This is a genomic window from Stenotrophomonas sp. 1L-E-5-B-C3 (assembly GCF_057292075.1).
On record NZ_JBXAWS010000002.1, the window covers coordinates 244773 to 259655 of the forward strand.

16 protein-coding genes are annotated in these 14883 nt (G+C 62.6%); 10 read left to right on the forward strand and 6 right to left on the reverse strand.

The genetic code is table 11. The annotated features are described in order from the left end of the window. Positions 1-69: 69 nt before the first annotated feature. Together AC0Z6F_RS03860 and AC0Z6F_RS03865 are read right to left on the reverse strand one after the other, a co-directional pair. The gene (locus AC0Z6F_RS03860) at positions 70-426 is read right to left on the reverse strand and encodes a hypothetical protein (protein WP_485616682.1); all 357 of its coding nucleotides are present in this window, start codon (positions 424-426) and stop codon (positions 70-72) included. A gap of 552 nt (positions 427-978) precedes the next feature. Beyond that, a complete protein-coding gene (locus AC0Z6F_RS03865; RefSeq protein WP_485616681.1) occupies positions 979-1896 on the reverse strand; it encodes a LysR family transcriptional regulator in 918 nt (305 codons plus the stop codon). Positions 1897-1992: 96 nt separating this feature from the next. Between AC0Z6F_RS03865 and AC0Z6F_RS03870 the strand changes: the two genes are divergently transcribed. From AC0Z6F_RS03870 to AC0Z6F_RS03890, 5 genes are all read left to right on the forward strand, one after another. Further along, entirely contained in the window at positions 1993-2832 is an 840-nt protein-coding gene (locus tag AC0Z6F_RS03870; protein ID WP_485616680.1) for a type 1 glutamine amidotransferase domain-containing protein, read from the forward strand. A gap of 98 nt (positions 2833-2930) precedes the next feature. Then, positions 2931-3662: a hypothetical protein gene (locus AC0Z6F_RS03875; RefSeq protein ID WP_485616679.1), complete on the forward strand. Its 732-nt coding sequence runs from the start codon at positions 2931-2933 to the stop codon at positions 3660-3662. A gap of 85 nt (positions 3663-3747) precedes the next feature. Then, positions 3748-4227, forward strand: coding sequence for a hypothetical protein (locus AC0Z6F_RS03880; protein WP_288418026.1), 480 nt, complete (start codon positions 3748-3750; stop codon positions 4225-4227). Positions 4228-5347: 1120 nt separating this feature from the next. Continuing rightward, a complete protein-coding gene (locus AC0Z6F_RS03885) occupies positions 5348-6130 on the forward strand; it encodes a 3-hydroxybutyrate dehydrogenase (protein WP_180844119.1) in 783 nt (260 codons plus the stop codon). 226 nt (positions 6131-6356) lie between these two features. Next, positions 6357-7517: a hypothetical protein gene (locus AC0Z6F_RS03890; protein WP_485616678.1), complete on the forward strand. Its 1161-nt coding sequence runs from the start codon at positions 6357-6359 to the stop codon at positions 7515-7517. Positions 7518-7804: 287 nt separating this feature from the next. Here AC0Z6F_RS03890 and AC0Z6F_RS03895 read toward each other — a convergent pair whose 3' ends face one another. Genes AC0Z6F_RS03895 through AC0Z6F_RS03905 form a run of 3 tightly spaced genes read right to left on the reverse strand, consistent with a single transcriptional unit; the run spans position 7805 to position 9047 of the window. Then, the gene (locus tag AC0Z6F_RS03895) at positions 7805-8263 is read right to left on the reverse strand and encodes an SRPBCC family protein (protein WP_329914330.1); all 459 of its coding nucleotides are present in this window, start codon (positions 8261-8263) and stop codon (positions 7805-7807) included. 2 nt (positions 8264-8265) lie between these two features. Next, on the reverse strand, positions 8266-8580 hold the full coding sequence (locus AC0Z6F_RS03900; RefSeq protein ID WP_005416268.1) for an ArsR/SmtB family transcription factor: 315 nt from the start codon (positions 8578-8580) through the stop codon (positions 8266-8268). 11 nt (positions 8581-8591) lie between these two features. Continuing rightward, positions 8592-9047, reverse strand: a complete 456-nt coding sequence (locus AC0Z6F_RS03905) for an SRPBCC family protein (RefSeq protein ID WP_485616676.1) — start codon at positions 9045-9047, stop codon at positions 8592-8594. A 163-nt stretch (positions 9048-9210) separates the two neighbouring features. On the opposite strand from AC0Z6F_RS03905, the gene AC0Z6F_RS03910 reads away from it, so the two are divergent. Both AC0Z6F_RS03910 and AC0Z6F_RS03915 read left to right on the forward strand, forming a co-directional pair. Continuing rightward, the gene (locus tag AC0Z6F_RS03910) at positions 9211-9735 is read left to right on the forward strand and encodes a GNAT family N-acetyltransferase (protein WP_485616675.1); all 525 of its coding nucleotides are present in this window, start codon (positions 9211-9213) and stop codon (positions 9733-9735) included. 141 nt (positions 9736-9876) lie between these two features. Further along, positions 9877-11646 (forward strand): oleate hydratase, encoded by a 1770-nt coding sequence (locus AC0Z6F_RS03915; RefSeq protein ID WP_485616674.1) that lies wholly within the window; start codon positions 9877-9879, stop codon positions 11644-11646. Between the two features lie 34 nt (positions 11647-11680). Here the strand turns inward: AC0Z6F_RS03915 and AC0Z6F_RS03920 are convergent, their stop codons facing one another. Further along, the gene (locus AC0Z6F_RS03920; RefSeq protein WP_485616673.1) at positions 11681-12526 is read right to left on the reverse strand and encodes an oxidoreductase; all 846 of its coding nucleotides are present in this window, start codon (positions 12524-12526) and stop codon (positions 11681-11683) included. A 108-nt stretch (positions 12527-12634) separates the two neighbouring features. On the opposite strand from AC0Z6F_RS03920, the gene AC0Z6F_RS03925 reads away from it, so the two are divergent. The 3 genes from AC0Z6F_RS03925 to AC0Z6F_RS03935 all read left to right on the forward strand — a co-directional run bounded on the left by AC0Z6F_RS03925 (position 12635) and on the right by AC0Z6F_RS03935 (position 14882). Next, on the forward strand, positions 12635-13579 hold the full coding sequence (locus AC0Z6F_RS03925; protein WP_485616672.1) for an AraC family transcriptional regulator: 945 nt from the start codon (positions 12635-12637) through the stop codon (positions 13577-13579). Positions 13580-13708: 129 nt separating this feature from the next. Next, positions 13709-14296: a TetR/AcrR family transcriptional regulator gene (locus tag AC0Z6F_RS03930; protein WP_485616671.1), complete on the forward strand. Its 588-nt coding sequence runs from the start codon at positions 13709-13711 to the stop codon at positions 14294-14296. A gap of 91 nt (positions 14297-14387) precedes the next feature. Then, complete coding sequence (locus AC0Z6F_RS03935) at positions 14388-14882, forward strand: hypothetical protein (protein WP_197584526.1); 495 nt, start codon at positions 14388-14390, stop codon at positions 14880-14882. Position 14883 lies beyond the last annotated feature (1 nt).

Here is a 14883-nt window from a genome sequence, read left to right on the forward strand (position 1 = left end):
CTATATTTGGTGGGGCGTGGGGTTTTATTTGGTCGCGCTGGAAGATGCGGGAGCACTTGGTGCCTTTAGCTATTCGGGCCGAACCTGCTGACAGGCCCACTCAGCCAACCCCCGGCAGGCAAGGAACAACCCATCAACAGTCCCTTCATCCAGATGCCGCTCCGGGTCTGCTGCCACCCGGCAGCGATCCGCTGCATGCAGCAGCTCCAGTACCGTCAGCGCCCCGACCATTGCGCGCTCGCTCCGCGCCAGGCTCACGCGGCGGCCGGGTGACACATCGGTTTCTGGCCAAGGATGCCCATCTGCGCCCTCGCAGCCGCGCATGCGCTTGAGGATGCCGAGCAGGGAGTTCAGGTCCGGCAGGGGAGTGTCGTCGTTGATGGGTTCAACAACGGTGTACGAGGAGAAGGTGTCGGATTCGTTCATGGGGTCGGCTTCCGTGGCTGTGCTTAACAGCGCCACCGCGAAGAGGTGGCGGACGATGCATGGCTGCAAACCGGGATGAAGTAGCGTCATAGAACCGGTGGATCCGAAGATCCCCACGCACCGCCCGCCAGAAAGGCCGACGGATTGCCCGCCGGCACCGGTTAAGGACGGTGCCGACGGGCAAGCGCAAACTACAGACGCGTACATCAATGCGGGTTTGCAGACCCGGCCACCCCTTGTCGGTGGCGCGCCATGGTGTTTACGCCGCCGCTCCGAATGCCAATAGAAATTCGCGAAGGAATCGCGAAATCCGAGAGCGAAGAACTATTGTTGCACGCACCATTCGTGCAGCACGCGACGCCAGCAGACGCATTCGCGCAGCTGTTCTGCTGATGGCGAATCAAAGCGGCGCAATCGCCCATGCCACAAGCGAATAGCGCGACAGCCTTTTTTGCAACAGTTCTTAGTCCACCTCGCCAAGCAACGGCGAGCGATCAGCCGCACGCCCCGAAAATCGGTTCAAACCCGACATCCCCAGCGAACTTCGCGGCCTCAACCGACGCCATCCTCAGCCACATTCCCCACCAACAACTCAATCATCGCCCGCGCCGCCGCCGACTGCCGCCGATGCGGCGCATAGATCACCGAGAACGGCCGCGATCTCCCGCGCAGCTGCGGCAGCACCTCCACCAGCTGCCCGCGCTGCAATCGCTCCCGCACGATGAACGCATAGCTCTGGCAGATGCCGATGCCCTGTTCGGCCAGCGACACCACGCCCAGCACATCGTCGGAAGTCTCGATGGACGAACGCGGCAGCCAGTCCACGTCGCGCCCGCCGTCGCGGAAGATCCATGGCGCGAGCCGCCCGGTGCGCGGCATCACGAACGGCAGGCACAGGTGCTGCTGCAGCTCGTCCAGCGTCTGCGGCGTACCCCGGCGCTGCAGGTAGTCCGGTGCGGCCACCAGCAGCAGCGGGGCGTCTTCCAGTTTGCGCGCCACCAGCCCGCTGTCCGGCAGCTGGCCCAGGCGGATGGCCAGATCGAAGCCTTCGGCCACCAGGTCCACGTTGCGGTTGGTGATGTTCAGTTCCACCTGCACCTGTGGGTACTGCTGCGCAAAGCGCGCCAGCACGGGCGGCAGCCGGTAGTGGCCATAGGTGGTGGGCACGCTCAGGCGCACGCGGCCGGCCAGCGCACCGTCCTGGGCCAGTACGTCGCGCTCGGCGTCGTCCAGCAGGCCAAAGGCGGTGCGTACCTGTTCCAGGTAGAGCCGCCCGGCGTCGGTCAGGCCCACGCGGCGGGTGGTCCGCTGCAGCAGCTGCCGGCCCAGCCGCGCTTCCAGGCGGGTGACCGCGCGGCTCAGCACCGAGGGCGTGGTGGACAGCGCCACCGCGCCGGCGGTGAACGGGCCGTGCTCGACCACCGCCAGGAACACTTCCACATCGCCCAGGTAGTCGAATTTGCGGCTCATTTGGCTCTCCGGGGAACAGATGTTTTGCGATGGGGCCAATTTATCGCCGCTGGGGCGATGAATAAAGTGGCGGCCATTCCCCGATAGGAGCTCCCCATGAACCTGATGACCCGGCTGGCCGCAGCGCTGGCCCTGACCCTGGCCGCAAACGGCGCGCAGGCCGCCAACGTGCTGGTGGTGCTGTCCGACGAAAGCCACCTGGACCTGAAGGACGGCAAGGTGCTGTCCACCGGCTTCTATCTCAACGAGCTGATGCAGCCGGTCAAGCTGCTGCTGGACGCGGGCCACGAGGTGACCTTCGCCACGCCGCAGGGGCGGGCGCCGACGGTGGATGCGTCCTCGGTGACGCCGGCCTACTTCGGCAACGATGCCGAACAACTGACGCTGCACAAGGACCTGCTGGAGAAACTGGCGCTGACCTCACCGACCGCCTCGCCGGTGGTCAGCCTGGCGCGCGTCGAGCAGCAGGGCTATGCGCGTTTCGATGCGGTCTACATTCCCGGTGGCCACGCGCCGATGCAGGACCTGCTGAAGAGCCCGGCGCTGGGCCGGTTGCTGGCCGACTTCCATCAGCGCAACAAGAATACCGGGCTGGTCTGCCACGGGCCGATCGCGCTGCTGTCCACGCTGCCGGATGCCGCTGGGTTCGTGGCGAAGCTGGAGGCGGGTGCGATGCCGGCCACGCCGGAGTGGATCTACAGCGGCTACCAGATGACGGTGATCAGCAACCAGGAAGAAGAGCAGGCCAAGCCGCTGCTGGGCGGCGGTGAGATGAAGTTCTACCCGCAGACCGCGCTGCAGCAGGCGGGGGCGAAGTTCAGCAGCAACGCCACGCCGTGGACGGGGCATGTGGTGGTGGATCGTGAGCTGATTACCGGGCAGAACCCGGCTTCGGCGCTGGAGGTGGGGCAGCGGTTGGTGGAGCGGTTGAAGTAGGGCGGGTTCTGCATCGCATGCGGTGCCGTGGCACCATGGTGGGCTGGCCTCGTCCTTCCGGGCGGGGCCGTTTTCCCAGGGAAGCCCTCGAACACGACATGCGAACGTCTTTTTTCATTCTCTTCGCCCTGTGCCTTGGCCTGCTGTCTGGCTGTGCCAGTGGCCCGGAGGAGCACGCCTCTAGCCGCGAGATCACCAGTGCGTTCGTGGCCGACGACGGCCAGCTGTACCTGCTACCGCGCTATGACGAGCCGATGCGTTTCAATGCCGCGCCGTTCCGCGAGTACCGCGCGCTGATGGACAGCCCGCTGCGCGAGGCGGTGGCCTGCGCGCAGATGTACTTCCATGAGGACTGGCGCGACCCGGCCAACAAGGCCAAGGTGCACGGCAGCTATGCGCTGCTGCTGCGACCGGAACAGGTGACGCCGGAACAGGCCGCGCAGTTCAAGCTGGAGCGGATTGAGGTGCTCCCGCGCGAGGCGAAGTATGTGGATGAGCGTGCGCGCTACTACCTGCCGCAGGATCGGAGCCGTTACGCGCTGGCGTTTGATCGGGCCTGTAATCTTTCAAAGAAGGGCGGCAGCTATTACAGCGCGCTGTTCGAGGGCGACGGCGAGCGGGTGAAGTTGCCGGATGCTACGGCGCTGGCGGAGAAGGGGAAGCTGGCACAGCCGATCAGTGCGCGGGCGCAGCGGATCCTGCCGGAGAGGGAGGACAAGCCGGGTGTGGGTTCGGCGGCTGGCAAGGTGCTCGGCGCGGCGTTGATCCCTGTGGCGGTGCCGGTGTTTGTGTTGAGCCTGCCGTTCCTGGGGCCGGATCATTGGAAGTGATGGGGCGTTGAAGCCAGAGCATCCACGCGTGGCGTGGATCTAGTCGGGCCTTGCAAGTGCCTGCACGTTCATCCTGGAGATCTGTGTGCCCAGCACGCTGGAAACTGCTTTGAAGACCGTAGGTTTCATTGTCCTTGCGGCGCTTCCGTTGGTGATCCTCTGGTTTACCCTTCGGCGAATGTCGGCAACTGCTCGCTCGTCCGTGAAATCGGGGCTGCGTTTGGATCCTCCTCGCCGGATCTCCGGAACATCCATGACCTTGGTGATGGTGGATGGCAAAGAGGATCGCGAGCACTATTTCTTTGATGCGGCGTCCTTTTACCTGCGGCGTGGGCCGGTGCCCACGGCGGTTCCGCTTTCGCAGATCACCTCAGTCACACGAACGTCCGACAAGATCTACGGGCGCTATGTCTGGCAGGTGTGCTTCAGCAAAGCATCGGGCAGAAAGTGCGTGACGTTTACCAACAACCTGACGCTGTTCAACCGCGACTTCCTGCTGTTCCTGGAGGCGGTGCGGAAGGCTAATCCGCTCGCGACCGTTGATCGAGCGAGCGTCCTCTTCTAGAGCGTTTTTGAAGTTCGGTATGAACAGTGTCACTGCAATGGCATCACAGCGCGCAGCTCCTGTTCGGCCAATGTGATCGATGAGAAATGGGCGTTTGTTGCGCGCTATCTGATACTGAAGCATTCTCATGCGTGGCAGTGCAAGTATGATCTGCGATGAACACGCAAAGCCCGCAACATAGAACGAGGCCCGCTCGTTTCTGCGCGCGATGCGAAGCGTGGGCCTTGTCACCTGTGACGAAGACGCATTTGAGGCAATTGTCGAGACGATTTACGTTTAAGGCATGCGGTCAATCTCTGCGGAGTAGTTCCTGATGATGTGCCGATCGACGCTGGACGTATCCCTGATTCACGCCTACGCGCTTCCTCTCGGCATAGATGCTTCAAGGATCACGCTGCCTCACCGGCAACTTGGAACGAGCACCGGTGGCGTTGAGCTTGGCAAGTTCCGCATGCACAGCGGTCGCAACGTCTTCGTGCTGCGCAGGGACCGTAGCTCTGTTCTCGTCACAGCCAGAGGGGATACTGACTTGATTCTGGACCGACGTCTTCACGAACAGCTCAAAGCATGCTTGGATCAGGTACGTGAGACCGGCGGCCATCGAGGAAGATTGCAATGATCAGCAGGAAGTACTGGTTTACCAGGAAAAAGTACGGATGGGGTTGGGGGATGCCGTGCGCGTGGCAGGGCTGGCTTGTGTACGCAGTCGCATTCGGCCTGCTGCTGGCAGGTCCGTTTCTGTTCTCTCCATTTCGCGAGCCCATCGCGTTTCAGCTCTACACGTGGGCCGTAGTGTTGGTCCTTGTCCTTATCTGCTGGATGAAAGGCGCTCCGCCCGGTTGGAGGTGGGGGGAGTAGAACGGCCGCAGAAGCTATTTTCGGACGTGTTCGATCCGCCGGGCAAAGCATGGATGCATTGCCCTTGTGGGAGTCGGACAGTATCGCCAGCAAGCCACGGCTGCGCCCCCTCTGAGGTGTACCGTCCGTTTTGAATGAACGCTGGACACTTCCCTCGGCGGGTACCGAACGCGTTCTAACCGTTGATTGACCAAGGTAGCGTCGCTTAAAGGGGGCGCCGGTGAAGCTACACTGACCACCTACGCCCGATGGAAGCTCGCCCATGTTCTCTGGAAAGGTTGCGGTGGTCACCGGCTCCACCGGCGGTATCGGTCTTGGCATCGCCACCGCGTTGGCGCGGCAAGGTGCCGATATCGTGCTGAACGGCTTTGGCGATGCGGCGGAGATCGAACGCATCCGTACCGAACTGGAAACCGAGTTCGGCGTACGGGTGGTGCACGATGGGGCCGATCTTTCCCGTGGCGAGGCAGTGCGCGGCATGATCGATCGCGCCGTTGCGACGATGGGACGCATCGACATCCTGGTGAACAACGCGGGCATCCAGCACACCGCGTCGATCGAGGAATTCCCCGTCGAGAAGTGGGATGCGATCCTCGCGCTGAATCTCTCGGCCGTATTCCATGCCACGGCGGCGGCCTTGCCGCACATGAAGCAGCAGGGTGCCGGCCGCATCATCAACATCGCCTCGGTGCATGGGCTGGTGGGTTCGGTGAACAAGTCGGCCTATGTGGCGGCCAAGCATGGCGTGGTCGGGTTCACCAAGGTGACCGCGCTGGAGAATGCGGGCACCGGCATCACCGCCAATGCCATCTGCCCGGGCTGGGTGCGAACGGCGCTGGTCGAGCAGCAGATCACCGCGTTGGCCGAGCGCGAGGGCACAGATCAGGAGACCGCCGCCCGCGCGCTGCTGACCGAGAAGCAGCCTTCGTTGCAGTTCGTGACGCCCGAGCAGCTGGGGGAGATGGTGGTGTTCCTGGCTTCGGACGCTGCGGCGCAGATCACTGGCACGGCGCTGCCGGTGGATGGGGGCTGGACGGCGCGCTAGCGGGCTGAGATTTCAACTGCGGCAACTGCGTGTTTCCTGAGTGAGTGTCCACCAAACTCTGACGTGCCCAGGTGACGTGCCGGTGCGCTTGCCCCGTGCTTGCAGGCATGAGGTCAGTGCGGGTCTGCTACAAGCTAGTAGCTTTTTCCCCATGTCGTATGCCATATCAATAATCCCTCTTGGTAATCATGTGTCTGCAAAAAAGAACAAGGACAACGATAGGTGCGTGGATCATCTTCGCGCCAAATGGCGGGAGATCCTGACCAGAAGGTTTGACTACTTCTTCCAGAAGTCCCCGGAAAGTGGTCAACGTATGGAGTTGGTCATTGACTGCATGATTCAAGGTCTGGAATCCCTCTTCTTGAGCTTTTCGGGGTTGAAGGATACTCAGTTCAATTCGCAAGTAATGAGCGATGATGTGGGGAAATACTCCCAGAGGATGGCCGAAATGCTGTTCTACTATCAGCTTCTCGGAATGGGTTTCGAGGAGATCAGGAGCAAGGATGCAGGGCCTGACTTTATTGCAAGGAAGAATGGAGAGACGTTCTGTTTCGAAGTGGTCACCCCAACGCCACAGTCCGACACCAGAAATCTCATTGAGCAGAGAAGCTTGGGGCCGGAAGATCGTGATGCGGTTTTCCGTGAGCGATTGCTGTCGGTCACATCGGCTATCAGCGGCAAGCTGGACCAATTTGAGCGTCACAAGGTAGACGGGCACGTGCCAGACGGTGCGCATTACATAATCGTCATCAATGATTCGCTGCTGCTGCCCTTTTGCCAGCCCTGGTATGGTGCGTTGGGTGAACTCTGTTTTGGCGACAGTACTTTGCCCATTTCAGTAGACGCAACACTGGGCTCCTGGGAGCTCGACTTTTCTGATCTCCTCGGCGAAGCATCCTCTGGGGACGGTGGCATCCAGTACCAAAGTATCTCCATGAGGAGTAGTTACGGGGTTTCCATCAATGGCGGCGAGATGATTACTCCAGAGGACTCCTTGATGCGTGTGAGAATGAGGAAAAAAATCCCCACTAGAAGAAATACCGATACCGTTGATGTTGATATAATTGAATCCGTGGGTGTGGATGCCATTTATCAGATAACCTTGCGGGAGGATCTGATGTTCTTTCATTCCTTCAAGAGTCATCATCAAGTAAAGCCCGCTTCCGCTCTGATTAGCTCAGTGAAGACCAGAGATGTGGTGAGGAAGTCTCTGTGTGCTGCTTCGATGTATGCCAAGGAAGAGGCGCTGGTGCAGCCGCATATATCATCTGCACGTCTGTTTGGCTTTGAGCCGGACGAATACAACAACCTGGCCGTTTACAAAGATTTTTTCAGGCCCTATTTGAAGGGTGGGAAGTTCTATCAAGCGCCACAGGGTGAAGGCTAGATGGCTTGCTCGCATCGAGGTTGAACTCTGCCAAAGACAGATCCATCTTCGCGACTCTGTCGAGTGTGCTTGGCCAACAGCTGAGCAGACGCAAGCGCTTCAGCAGCAGCGATCTGCTGTTGAAGCTGTTCTCCGCCACGCCCTGTATTGCGTCGGTCGCAGCGCCGCTGATGCCGGTAGACATGGTCTTCTGCGGGATGGAATGTCGAAATGGGCAAGGCGGAGAGGGGGGCGGCGGTGGCAGCGTGGCGCTCTAGGCGCGTGGGTGGCCACGCGCCAGCACCGTGTTAGCTCGGCTTCGCAAACACATCCAATCCCTTGCCGGTCTCCAACAACGACTTCAGGCTCGACAGCACGATCGGCCAGCCCTGACGGATGCCGGTATCCATGCCGCTGCCCGGTTCCAGTTCGTCGTGGGTGACGGTCAGCCGCACCATGTCCTGGTAGGGCACGATATCGAAGGTGACGCGGCTGTAGGCGTCCGGGTTCTCTGCCTGCGAGGCGGCGGCCCAGGTGATGACCAGTCGCGAGGGCGGGGTGCTTTCCACCACTTCGCCGACCAGCTCGACCGAGCGCGTTTCGTTGGCGCGCACATGCTGCCAGCGCGAGCCGGGTTTCCAGTCCGAAACGTTTTCGTGGCCCCAGTAGCGACTGGCGATCTCGGGGCGGGTGATGGCCTCGAACACCTTCTGCGGCGTGGAGGCGATGTAGATCACGTGGATGAAGCGGGTGGACTCTGCGGACATCGTCATTCTCCTTCCAGTTCTCGTTTCAGGTCATGCAGCAGGCTCAGGCGCTGCTGCTCGAACTTGCGTACCCAGCGCTCGTAGACTTCGTGCAGGGGCACCGGGTTGATGAAGTGCAGCTTCTCGCGGCCACGGCGCACGGTGCTGATCAGGTTGGCGTCTTCCAGCAGGCCCAGGTGCTGGGTGACCGATTGCCGGGCCATGTCCAAGTGCTCGCACAGCTGGCCGAGCGTCTGCCCGTTGTCTTCGCAGAGCAGATCCAGCAGCGTTCTGCGCGTAGGGTCGGCCAGTGCCTTGAACACCTTGTCTGCATTCATGCGGGGCGTCTTCAATTCCAGTTGTCGATCCTGATGTCGTGTGGGTTGGGCTGGCCCTTGCCGGATTCCACCAGCGCTTTGAGGCTGAGCAGGAAAACCGCCCACTTGGTACTGCAGTGGGAGGTGAACTCGACGCGCTCCTTCCAGCCTTCATGGGTGAACAGGACGATGCAGTAGTCACCTTCCTGTTTCAGCACGAAGCGCGCGTGGGTGCCGATCCATTCAGCAGGGCCGGCGAGGAACCGCCAAAGCACGAGCTCGCCTGGAACAAGCTGCTCAAGTTTCATTTCCATGGCGCCGATTTCCTGGCCGTTGTTCGTGAAGCGAACCTTGACCGAGCCGCCGGCCACGCGGTCGCCATGGGTGTCTTCGGCCCACCAGGCGGCGACGCCTTCGGGGGTGGCCAGAGCCTGGTACACCTGACTTGCAGGGGCCTTGATGCCGACCCTGTGTGCGATATCGACCATTGCAGGTTCCTCGCGTGGGCGGACAGGCGCCGTCCTTGGATGGACTATAGGCAGGCAAATACCTGCATGTCAAATCCGAGCCATGGACCTCCGGCCCTGGTAGTGCGGGCCGCTGGCCGGCATCCTCGTGGCAATTGATTGAAGCGTTGAAAGGAGTGCGCACATGACTGAAGTTGGAAAGGACACCTTGAACATCCGCCGCGCCAGCGAGGCCGATGCCCCTGCGGTGCTGGCGCTCTTCGACGAAGTCATCGAATGGTTCGTATCGATCGGCAATGTGCAGCAATGGGGCAGTGAGCCGTGGTCCACGGTGGCGCGCCGGATCACCCTGGTGACCGATGCGTGCGCGCTGCCCGGTGCGTGGGTGGCGCAGAACGAGCATGGTCAAGTACGCGCGTTCCTGGCGCTGGGCGAGTCGATGCCCTATGTACCTGCGCCAACCGGCCCGGAACTGTATGTGCGGGTACTGGTGGCATCGCGTGATGCGCGCGTGCGTGGCATCGGCCGCCGCCTGATGGCCTTTGCCGATGAGCAGGCGCGCGCTGCCGGGCTCGACCATCTGCGCGTGGACTGCTACAGCGGTGGCAGCCGTGATCTGGTGCGCTTCTATGAATCCTGCGGCTACACGCGCATCGCGCCGTTCAATGTGGATGGCTGGCCGGGGATGTTGCTGGGGCGAGAGCTCTGACGTGGCTGCGTCATTCGGTCGCAGCGTGCGTGCAGGAATTGGTACATCGGTTCGACGTTAGAGTAGGGGCATGACCTGCATGGAATGGCTGTGTCATTCCACTGCGGGTTCCTGATGACCCCCTCCAGGAAGGAGCAACGCATGTACTACAGCAGTGGCAACTACGAAGCCTTTGCGCGCCCGCGCAAGCCCGCCGGCGTCGACGACAAGCGCGCATGGTTCGTCGGTTCGGGCCTGGCCTCGCTGGCCGGCGCCGCGTTCTTGGTGCGCGACGGCCGCATGGCCGGTGAGCGCATCACCATTCTCGAGCAGCAGCAGATTGCCGGTGGCGCGCTGGATGGCCTGAAGGTGCCTGAAAAGGGTTTCGTGATCCGCGGCGGCCGCGAGATGGAAGACCATTTCGAGTGCCTGTGGGACCTGTTCCGCTCGATTCCGTCGCTGGAGATCGAGGATGCCAGTGTGCTGGACGAGTTCTACTGGTTGAACAAGGATGATCCGAACTATTCGCTGCAGCGTGCCACGATCAATCGCGGCGAAGATGCACACACCGACGGCCTGTTCACCCTGACCGAACAGGCACAGAAGGACATCATCGCGCTGTTCCTGGCCACCCGGCAGGAGATGGAGAACAAGCGCATCGACGAGGTGCTGGGCCGTGATTTCCTGGACAGCAACTTCTGGCTGTACTGGCGCACCATGTTCGCGTTCGAGGAGTGGCATTCGGCGCTGGAGATGAAGCTGTACCTGCACCGCTTCATCCACCATATCGGCGGCCTGCCGGATTTCTCGGCGCTGAAGTTCACCAAGTACAACCAGTACGAATCGCTGGTGCTGCCGCTGGTGAAGTGGCTGCAGGACCACGGCGTGGTGTTCCAGTACGGGACCGAGGTGACCGATGTTGACTTTGATCTGGCGGCCGGCCGCAAGCAGGCCACGCGCATCCACTGGACGCGCGAGGGCGTGGCGGGTGGCGTGGATCTGAGCGCAGATGATCTTGTTTTCATGACAATCGGTTCGTTGACCGAGAATTCGGACAACGGTGATCACCAGACCGCTGCGCGTTTGAACGAGGGGCCGGCACCGGCCTGGGATCTGTGGCGACGCATTGCCGCCAGGGATCCCGCGTTCGGCCGCCCGGACGTGTTCGGCGCGCACATTCCGCAGACCAAGTGGGAATCGGCGACGGTGACCACGCTGGATGCGCGCATTCCGGCCTACATCCAGAAGATCGCCAAGCGTGACCCGTTCAGTGGCAAGGTGGTGACCGGCGGTATCGTCAGCGTGCGCGATTCGCGCTGGTTGATGAGCTGGACGGTGAACCGCCAGCCGCATTTCAAGAACCAGCCCAAGGATCAGATCGTGGTCTGGGTGTATTCGCTGTTCGTGGATACGCCCGGCGACTACGTGAAGAAGCCGATGCAGGACTGCACCGGCGAGGAGATCACCCGCGAATGGCTGTACCACCTGGGCGTGCCGGTGGAAGAAATCGACGAACTGGCCGCCACCGGCGCAAAGACGGTGCCGGTGATGATGCCGTACATCACGGCGTTCTTCATGCCTCGCCAGGCCGGTGATCGCCCGGACGTGGTGCCGGACGGTGCGGTGAACTTCGCCTTCATCGGCCAGTTTGCCGAATCGAAGCAGCGCGACTGCATCTTTACCACCGAGTATTCGGTGCGCACACCGATGGAGGCGGTGTACACGCTGCTGGGGATCGAGCGCGGCGTGCCCGAGGTGTTCAATTCCACCTATGACGTGCGCTCGTTGCTGGCGGCGACCGGTCGCCTGCGCGATGGCAAGGAACTGGATATTCCCGGCCCGGCGTTCCTGCGCAATCTGCTGATGAGCAAGCTGGACAAGACCCAGATTGGTGGCCTGCTGCGCGAGTTCAAGCTGGTGCAGGAAGACTGAGCGGGGCGGCGGTAACGCCGGGCATGGCCCGGCGCTACCGCAACGTTGCGCTGTCGGTCGAGCGGCTCAGCTGTTCCCACGCGTCGATGCTGTCGCCCATTGATTCCAGCTTCGCCCGCACCAGTTGCAGTGCATCGCTGCCCAGCAGCAGATGGCTGGGTGGTGCGTCGCTGTCGATGACCTGCAGCATGGCCTGCGCAGCCTTCAGCGGATCACCCAGCTGGTGGCCACTCTTTGCCTCACGCGCGCTGCGGATGGGATCGAACAATGCGTCGTAGTCGTCAATGCTGCGCGGCGCCCGCGCCATCGAGCGGCCTGCCCAGTCGGTGCGGAAGGAACCCGGCGCGACGGCCGTGACGTGGATACCAAACGGCGCGACTTCCTTTCCAAGCACTTCACTGATGCCCTCCAGCGCGAACTTGCTGCCGCAGTACCAGGCGATTCCGGGCATCGTGATGAAGCCGCCCATGGAGGTGATGTTGAGGATGTGGCCACGGCGGCGCGCGCGCATGTGCGGCAGCACGGCTTTCATCAGCGCGGCCGGAGCGAACACGTTCACCTCGAACTGCTGCCGCAGCTCGGCGAGCGTGGATTCCTCGAGGATGCCTTCGTGACCGTAGCCGGCGTTGTTGACCAGCACGTCGATGGCGCCGACGTTTGTTTCGATATCGGCGACGAGCGCATCGATGGTGGCGGTATCGGTTACGTCCAGCAGACGGCCAAACGCGCGGCCGGGCGCCAGCGTTTCGAACGCCTGGCGGGCGGGTTCGTTGCGCACGGTGCCGACCACGCGATGGCCGGCCAGCAGCGCCTGCTGGGCAAGGGCACGGCCAAAGCCGCTGCTGACGCCGGTGATGAGGAGAAGGCGGGAAGGGGGCATGGGGAGGCGCTCGTGGTGGACGGGGCTTGCACGTTAGTGATTGCACCCTTCCCGCCCCAGGTCTAGGATTCGCTCATTCTTGCCTATTCCTCTGGAGCGTCCGTGCCGGTGGTCGATTCCCTGCAAGAGCAGGTGCAGGCACGCATGGTCGGCCTGCTGCAGACCTTGGCGCTGGAGGAGGGCTATACGCTCACGCCGCTGCCCGGGGTGCGGCTGCTGCGCTCTGACCGGCCTTTGGCACGCACGCCGGTGCTGTATGACCCCGGCATCGTGATCGTCTGCCAGGGCGTGAAGCGCGGCTACCTGGGCGGGCAGGTCTACCAGTACGACGCGCAGCACTACCTAGCGGTGTCGGTGCCGGTGCCGTTCACGATGGAAACCGAGGCCTCTGCAGAGGCGCCGCTGCTGGCGATCTACCTGCATCTGGATCTGCAGTTGGCGGCAGACCTGCTGATCGAACTGGGCGAACAGGTGGGCACATCGGAGGCCCTGGCACAGAGCATGATGTCCAGCCCGATGCAGGCGCCGATGCAGGCCACGGTACTGCGGTTGCTAGAGGCGCTGGCCGACCCGCTCGAAGCGGTCGTGCTGGGCCCGGCACTGGTGCGCGAACTTTACTTCCGCGTGTTGACCGGCGCGCAGGGCGGCGCAATGCGCGAGGCGCTGGCCATGCGCGGCCGCTTCGGCAGCATCGGCCGGGTGCTGCGCACGATCCATGCCGGATATGCCACCGCCCTGGACGTGGCGCAGCTGGCGGCCGAGGCGGGCATGAGCGTGGCGACCTTCCACGACCACTTCCGCGCGATTACTGGTACGTCGCCGATGCAGTACGTGAAGTCGACCCGCCTGCACCAGGCACGGCTGCTGATGCTGCGGCAGGGGATGACTGCCGAAGCGGCATCGCTGGCGGTGGGATATGCCAGCCCGTCGCAGTTCAACCGCGAATTCAAGCGCCTGTTCGCTTTGCCGCCGGCAGCCGAGGTCGCGCGGATGCGGCGCAGTTTCGCGCTGCCACCGCCGCCAGCCGATGCGCTGTACGTGTCTTCGCATTGAGGAGCTCGCCGTAGCACTCGCCCGGCATGGCCCGGCGCTACCTGAAACGGGCCCGGTAGCGCCGGGCCATGCCCGGCGAGCGCAGCGGAGGGATTGACAGTGAATCTACCTACTAGTAGGTTAAAGGCCATGAAAGAGTCGCTCTCCCCCAAGGCGCAGGAAATCCTGGCCCACGCCCGTTCGCTGCTGGAAGCCGGTGGCTACAACGGTTTCAGCTACGCGGATGTGTCGGCGCGGGTGAACATCAGCAAGGCCAGCATCCATCACCATTTCCCCAGCAAGGCGGATCTGGTGCGCACGGTGGTTGAGCTGTATCGGGCTGAGGCACGCGAGGGCCTGGCACTGCTGGACCGGCAGCTGGATGACCCGCTGCAGGAGCTCAACGCCTATGTGGACTATTGGTCCAGCTGCATTGCGGGTGGCACGTCGTCGTTCTGCATCTGCGCGATGCTGGCGGCAGAGGCGCCGATGATCCCTGCGGAGATTGCCGATGAAGTACGCGGGCATTTCGAGGATCTGAGCGGGTGGCTGACCGTCACACTGGAAAAGGGTGCCGCTCAGGGCCAGTTGCGACTGCAGGGTCCGGCTGCGGACGAGGCAAGGGCGTTCATGTCGTCGGTGCATGGCGCGATGCTGGCAGCCCGTGGTTTTGGTGATGCGGCGACGTTCGCGACGCTCGCGCGGTTGGCAATCGCGCGGGTGAGTGCGGCCACCTGACGTGATGTGTAGTGGCCTGCGGCAGCGCGGGCCTTCTTTTTGTCCCGACAGTCTACCTACTAGTAGGTTTATTTAATCAATGGAGAATCTCATGGCCCATCCCCTTTCCCTTCTCGGAGCGATCCATACCGCCATCAGCCTGGTGCCGATCCTGGCCGGCCTGTACGGCTTCATCCGCCACCGGGCAATCGACCCCGGCACGCGCTCGGGCAAGGTTTATCTGATTGGCCTGGTGCTGTCGGTGGCGACCTCGTTCACCGTCTCCAGCACAGGCGGGCTCAATCCAGGCCATGCCTTCGGCGTGATCGTGCTGCTGGTGGCGTTCGGCGGTGTTCTGGCGGCACGCCTGAGCTGGCTGGGACGCTCGGGGCGTTACCTGTCGACGTTCGCGCTGTCCTTCAGTTTCCTGCTGTCATTGGTGCCGGGTGTAAATGAAACGCTGACGCGCTTGCCGGTTGCGCATCCGCTGGCAGCCGCGCCGATGGCGCCGGTGGTGTTGCAGACCTTGCTCGGGTGCCTGGTGATCTTTGTGATCGGGTTCGTGGCGCAATGCTGGTGGATCCATCGACGCGCCATGCGGTCGTGAA

What these genes read in the sequence shown, in the direction of transcription:
- AC0Z6F_RS03860 (WP_485616682.1), bottom strand. Translation starts at nt 426, where the DNA reads ATGAACGAATCCGACACCTTCTCCTCGTACACCGTTGTTGAACCCATC.
- AC0Z6F_RS03865 (WP_485616681.1), bottom strand. Translation starts at nt 1,896, where the DNA reads ATGAGCCGCAAATTCGACTACCTGGGCGATGTGGAAGTGTTCCTGGCG.
- AC0Z6F_RS03870 (WP_485616680.1), top strand. Translation starts at nt 1,993, where the DNA reads ATGAACCTGATGACCCGGCTGGCCGCAGCGCTGGCCCTGACCCTGGCC.
- AC0Z6F_RS03875 (WP_485616679.1), top strand. Translation starts at nt 2,931, where the DNA reads ATGCGAACGTCTTTTTTCATTCTCTTCGCCCTGTGCCTTGGCCTGCTG.
- AC0Z6F_RS03885 (WP_180844119.1), top strand. Translation starts at nt 5,348, where the DNA reads ATGTTCTCTGGAAAGGTTGCGGTGGTCACCGGCTCCACCGGCGGTATC.
- AC0Z6F_RS03895 (WP_329914330.1), bottom strand. Translation starts at nt 8,263, where the DNA reads ATGTCCGCAGAGTCCACCCGCTTCATCCACGTGATCTACATCGCCTCC.
- AC0Z6F_RS03900 (WP_005416268.1), bottom strand. Translation starts at nt 8,580, where the DNA reads ATGAATGCAGACAAGGTGTTCAAGGCACTGGCCGACCCTACGCGCAGA.
- AC0Z6F_RS03905 (WP_485616676.1), bottom strand. Translation starts at nt 9,047, where the DNA reads ATGGTCGATATCGCACACAGGGTCGGCATCAAGGCCCCTGCAAGTCAG.
- AC0Z6F_RS03910 (WP_485616675.1), top strand. Translation starts at nt 9,211, where the DNA reads ATGACTGAAGTTGGAAAGGACACCTTGAACATCCGCCGCGCCAGCGAG.
- AC0Z6F_RS03915 (WP_485616674.1), top strand. Translation starts at nt 9,877, where the DNA reads ATGTACTACAGCAGTGGCAACTACGAAGCCTTTGCGCGCCCGCGCAAG.
- AC0Z6F_RS03920 (WP_485616673.1), bottom strand. Translation starts at nt 12,526, where the DNA reads ATGCCCCCTTCCCGCCTTCTCCTCATCACCGGCGTCAGCAGCGGCTTT.
- AC0Z6F_RS03930 (WP_485616671.1), top strand. Translation starts at nt 13,709, where the DNA reads ATGAAAGAGTCGCTCTCCCCCAAGGCGCAGGAAATCCTGGCCCACGCC.
- AC0Z6F_RS03935 (WP_197584526.1), top strand. Translation starts at nt 14,388, where the DNA reads ATGGCCCATCCCCTTTCCCTTCTCGGAGCGATCCATACCGCCATCAGC.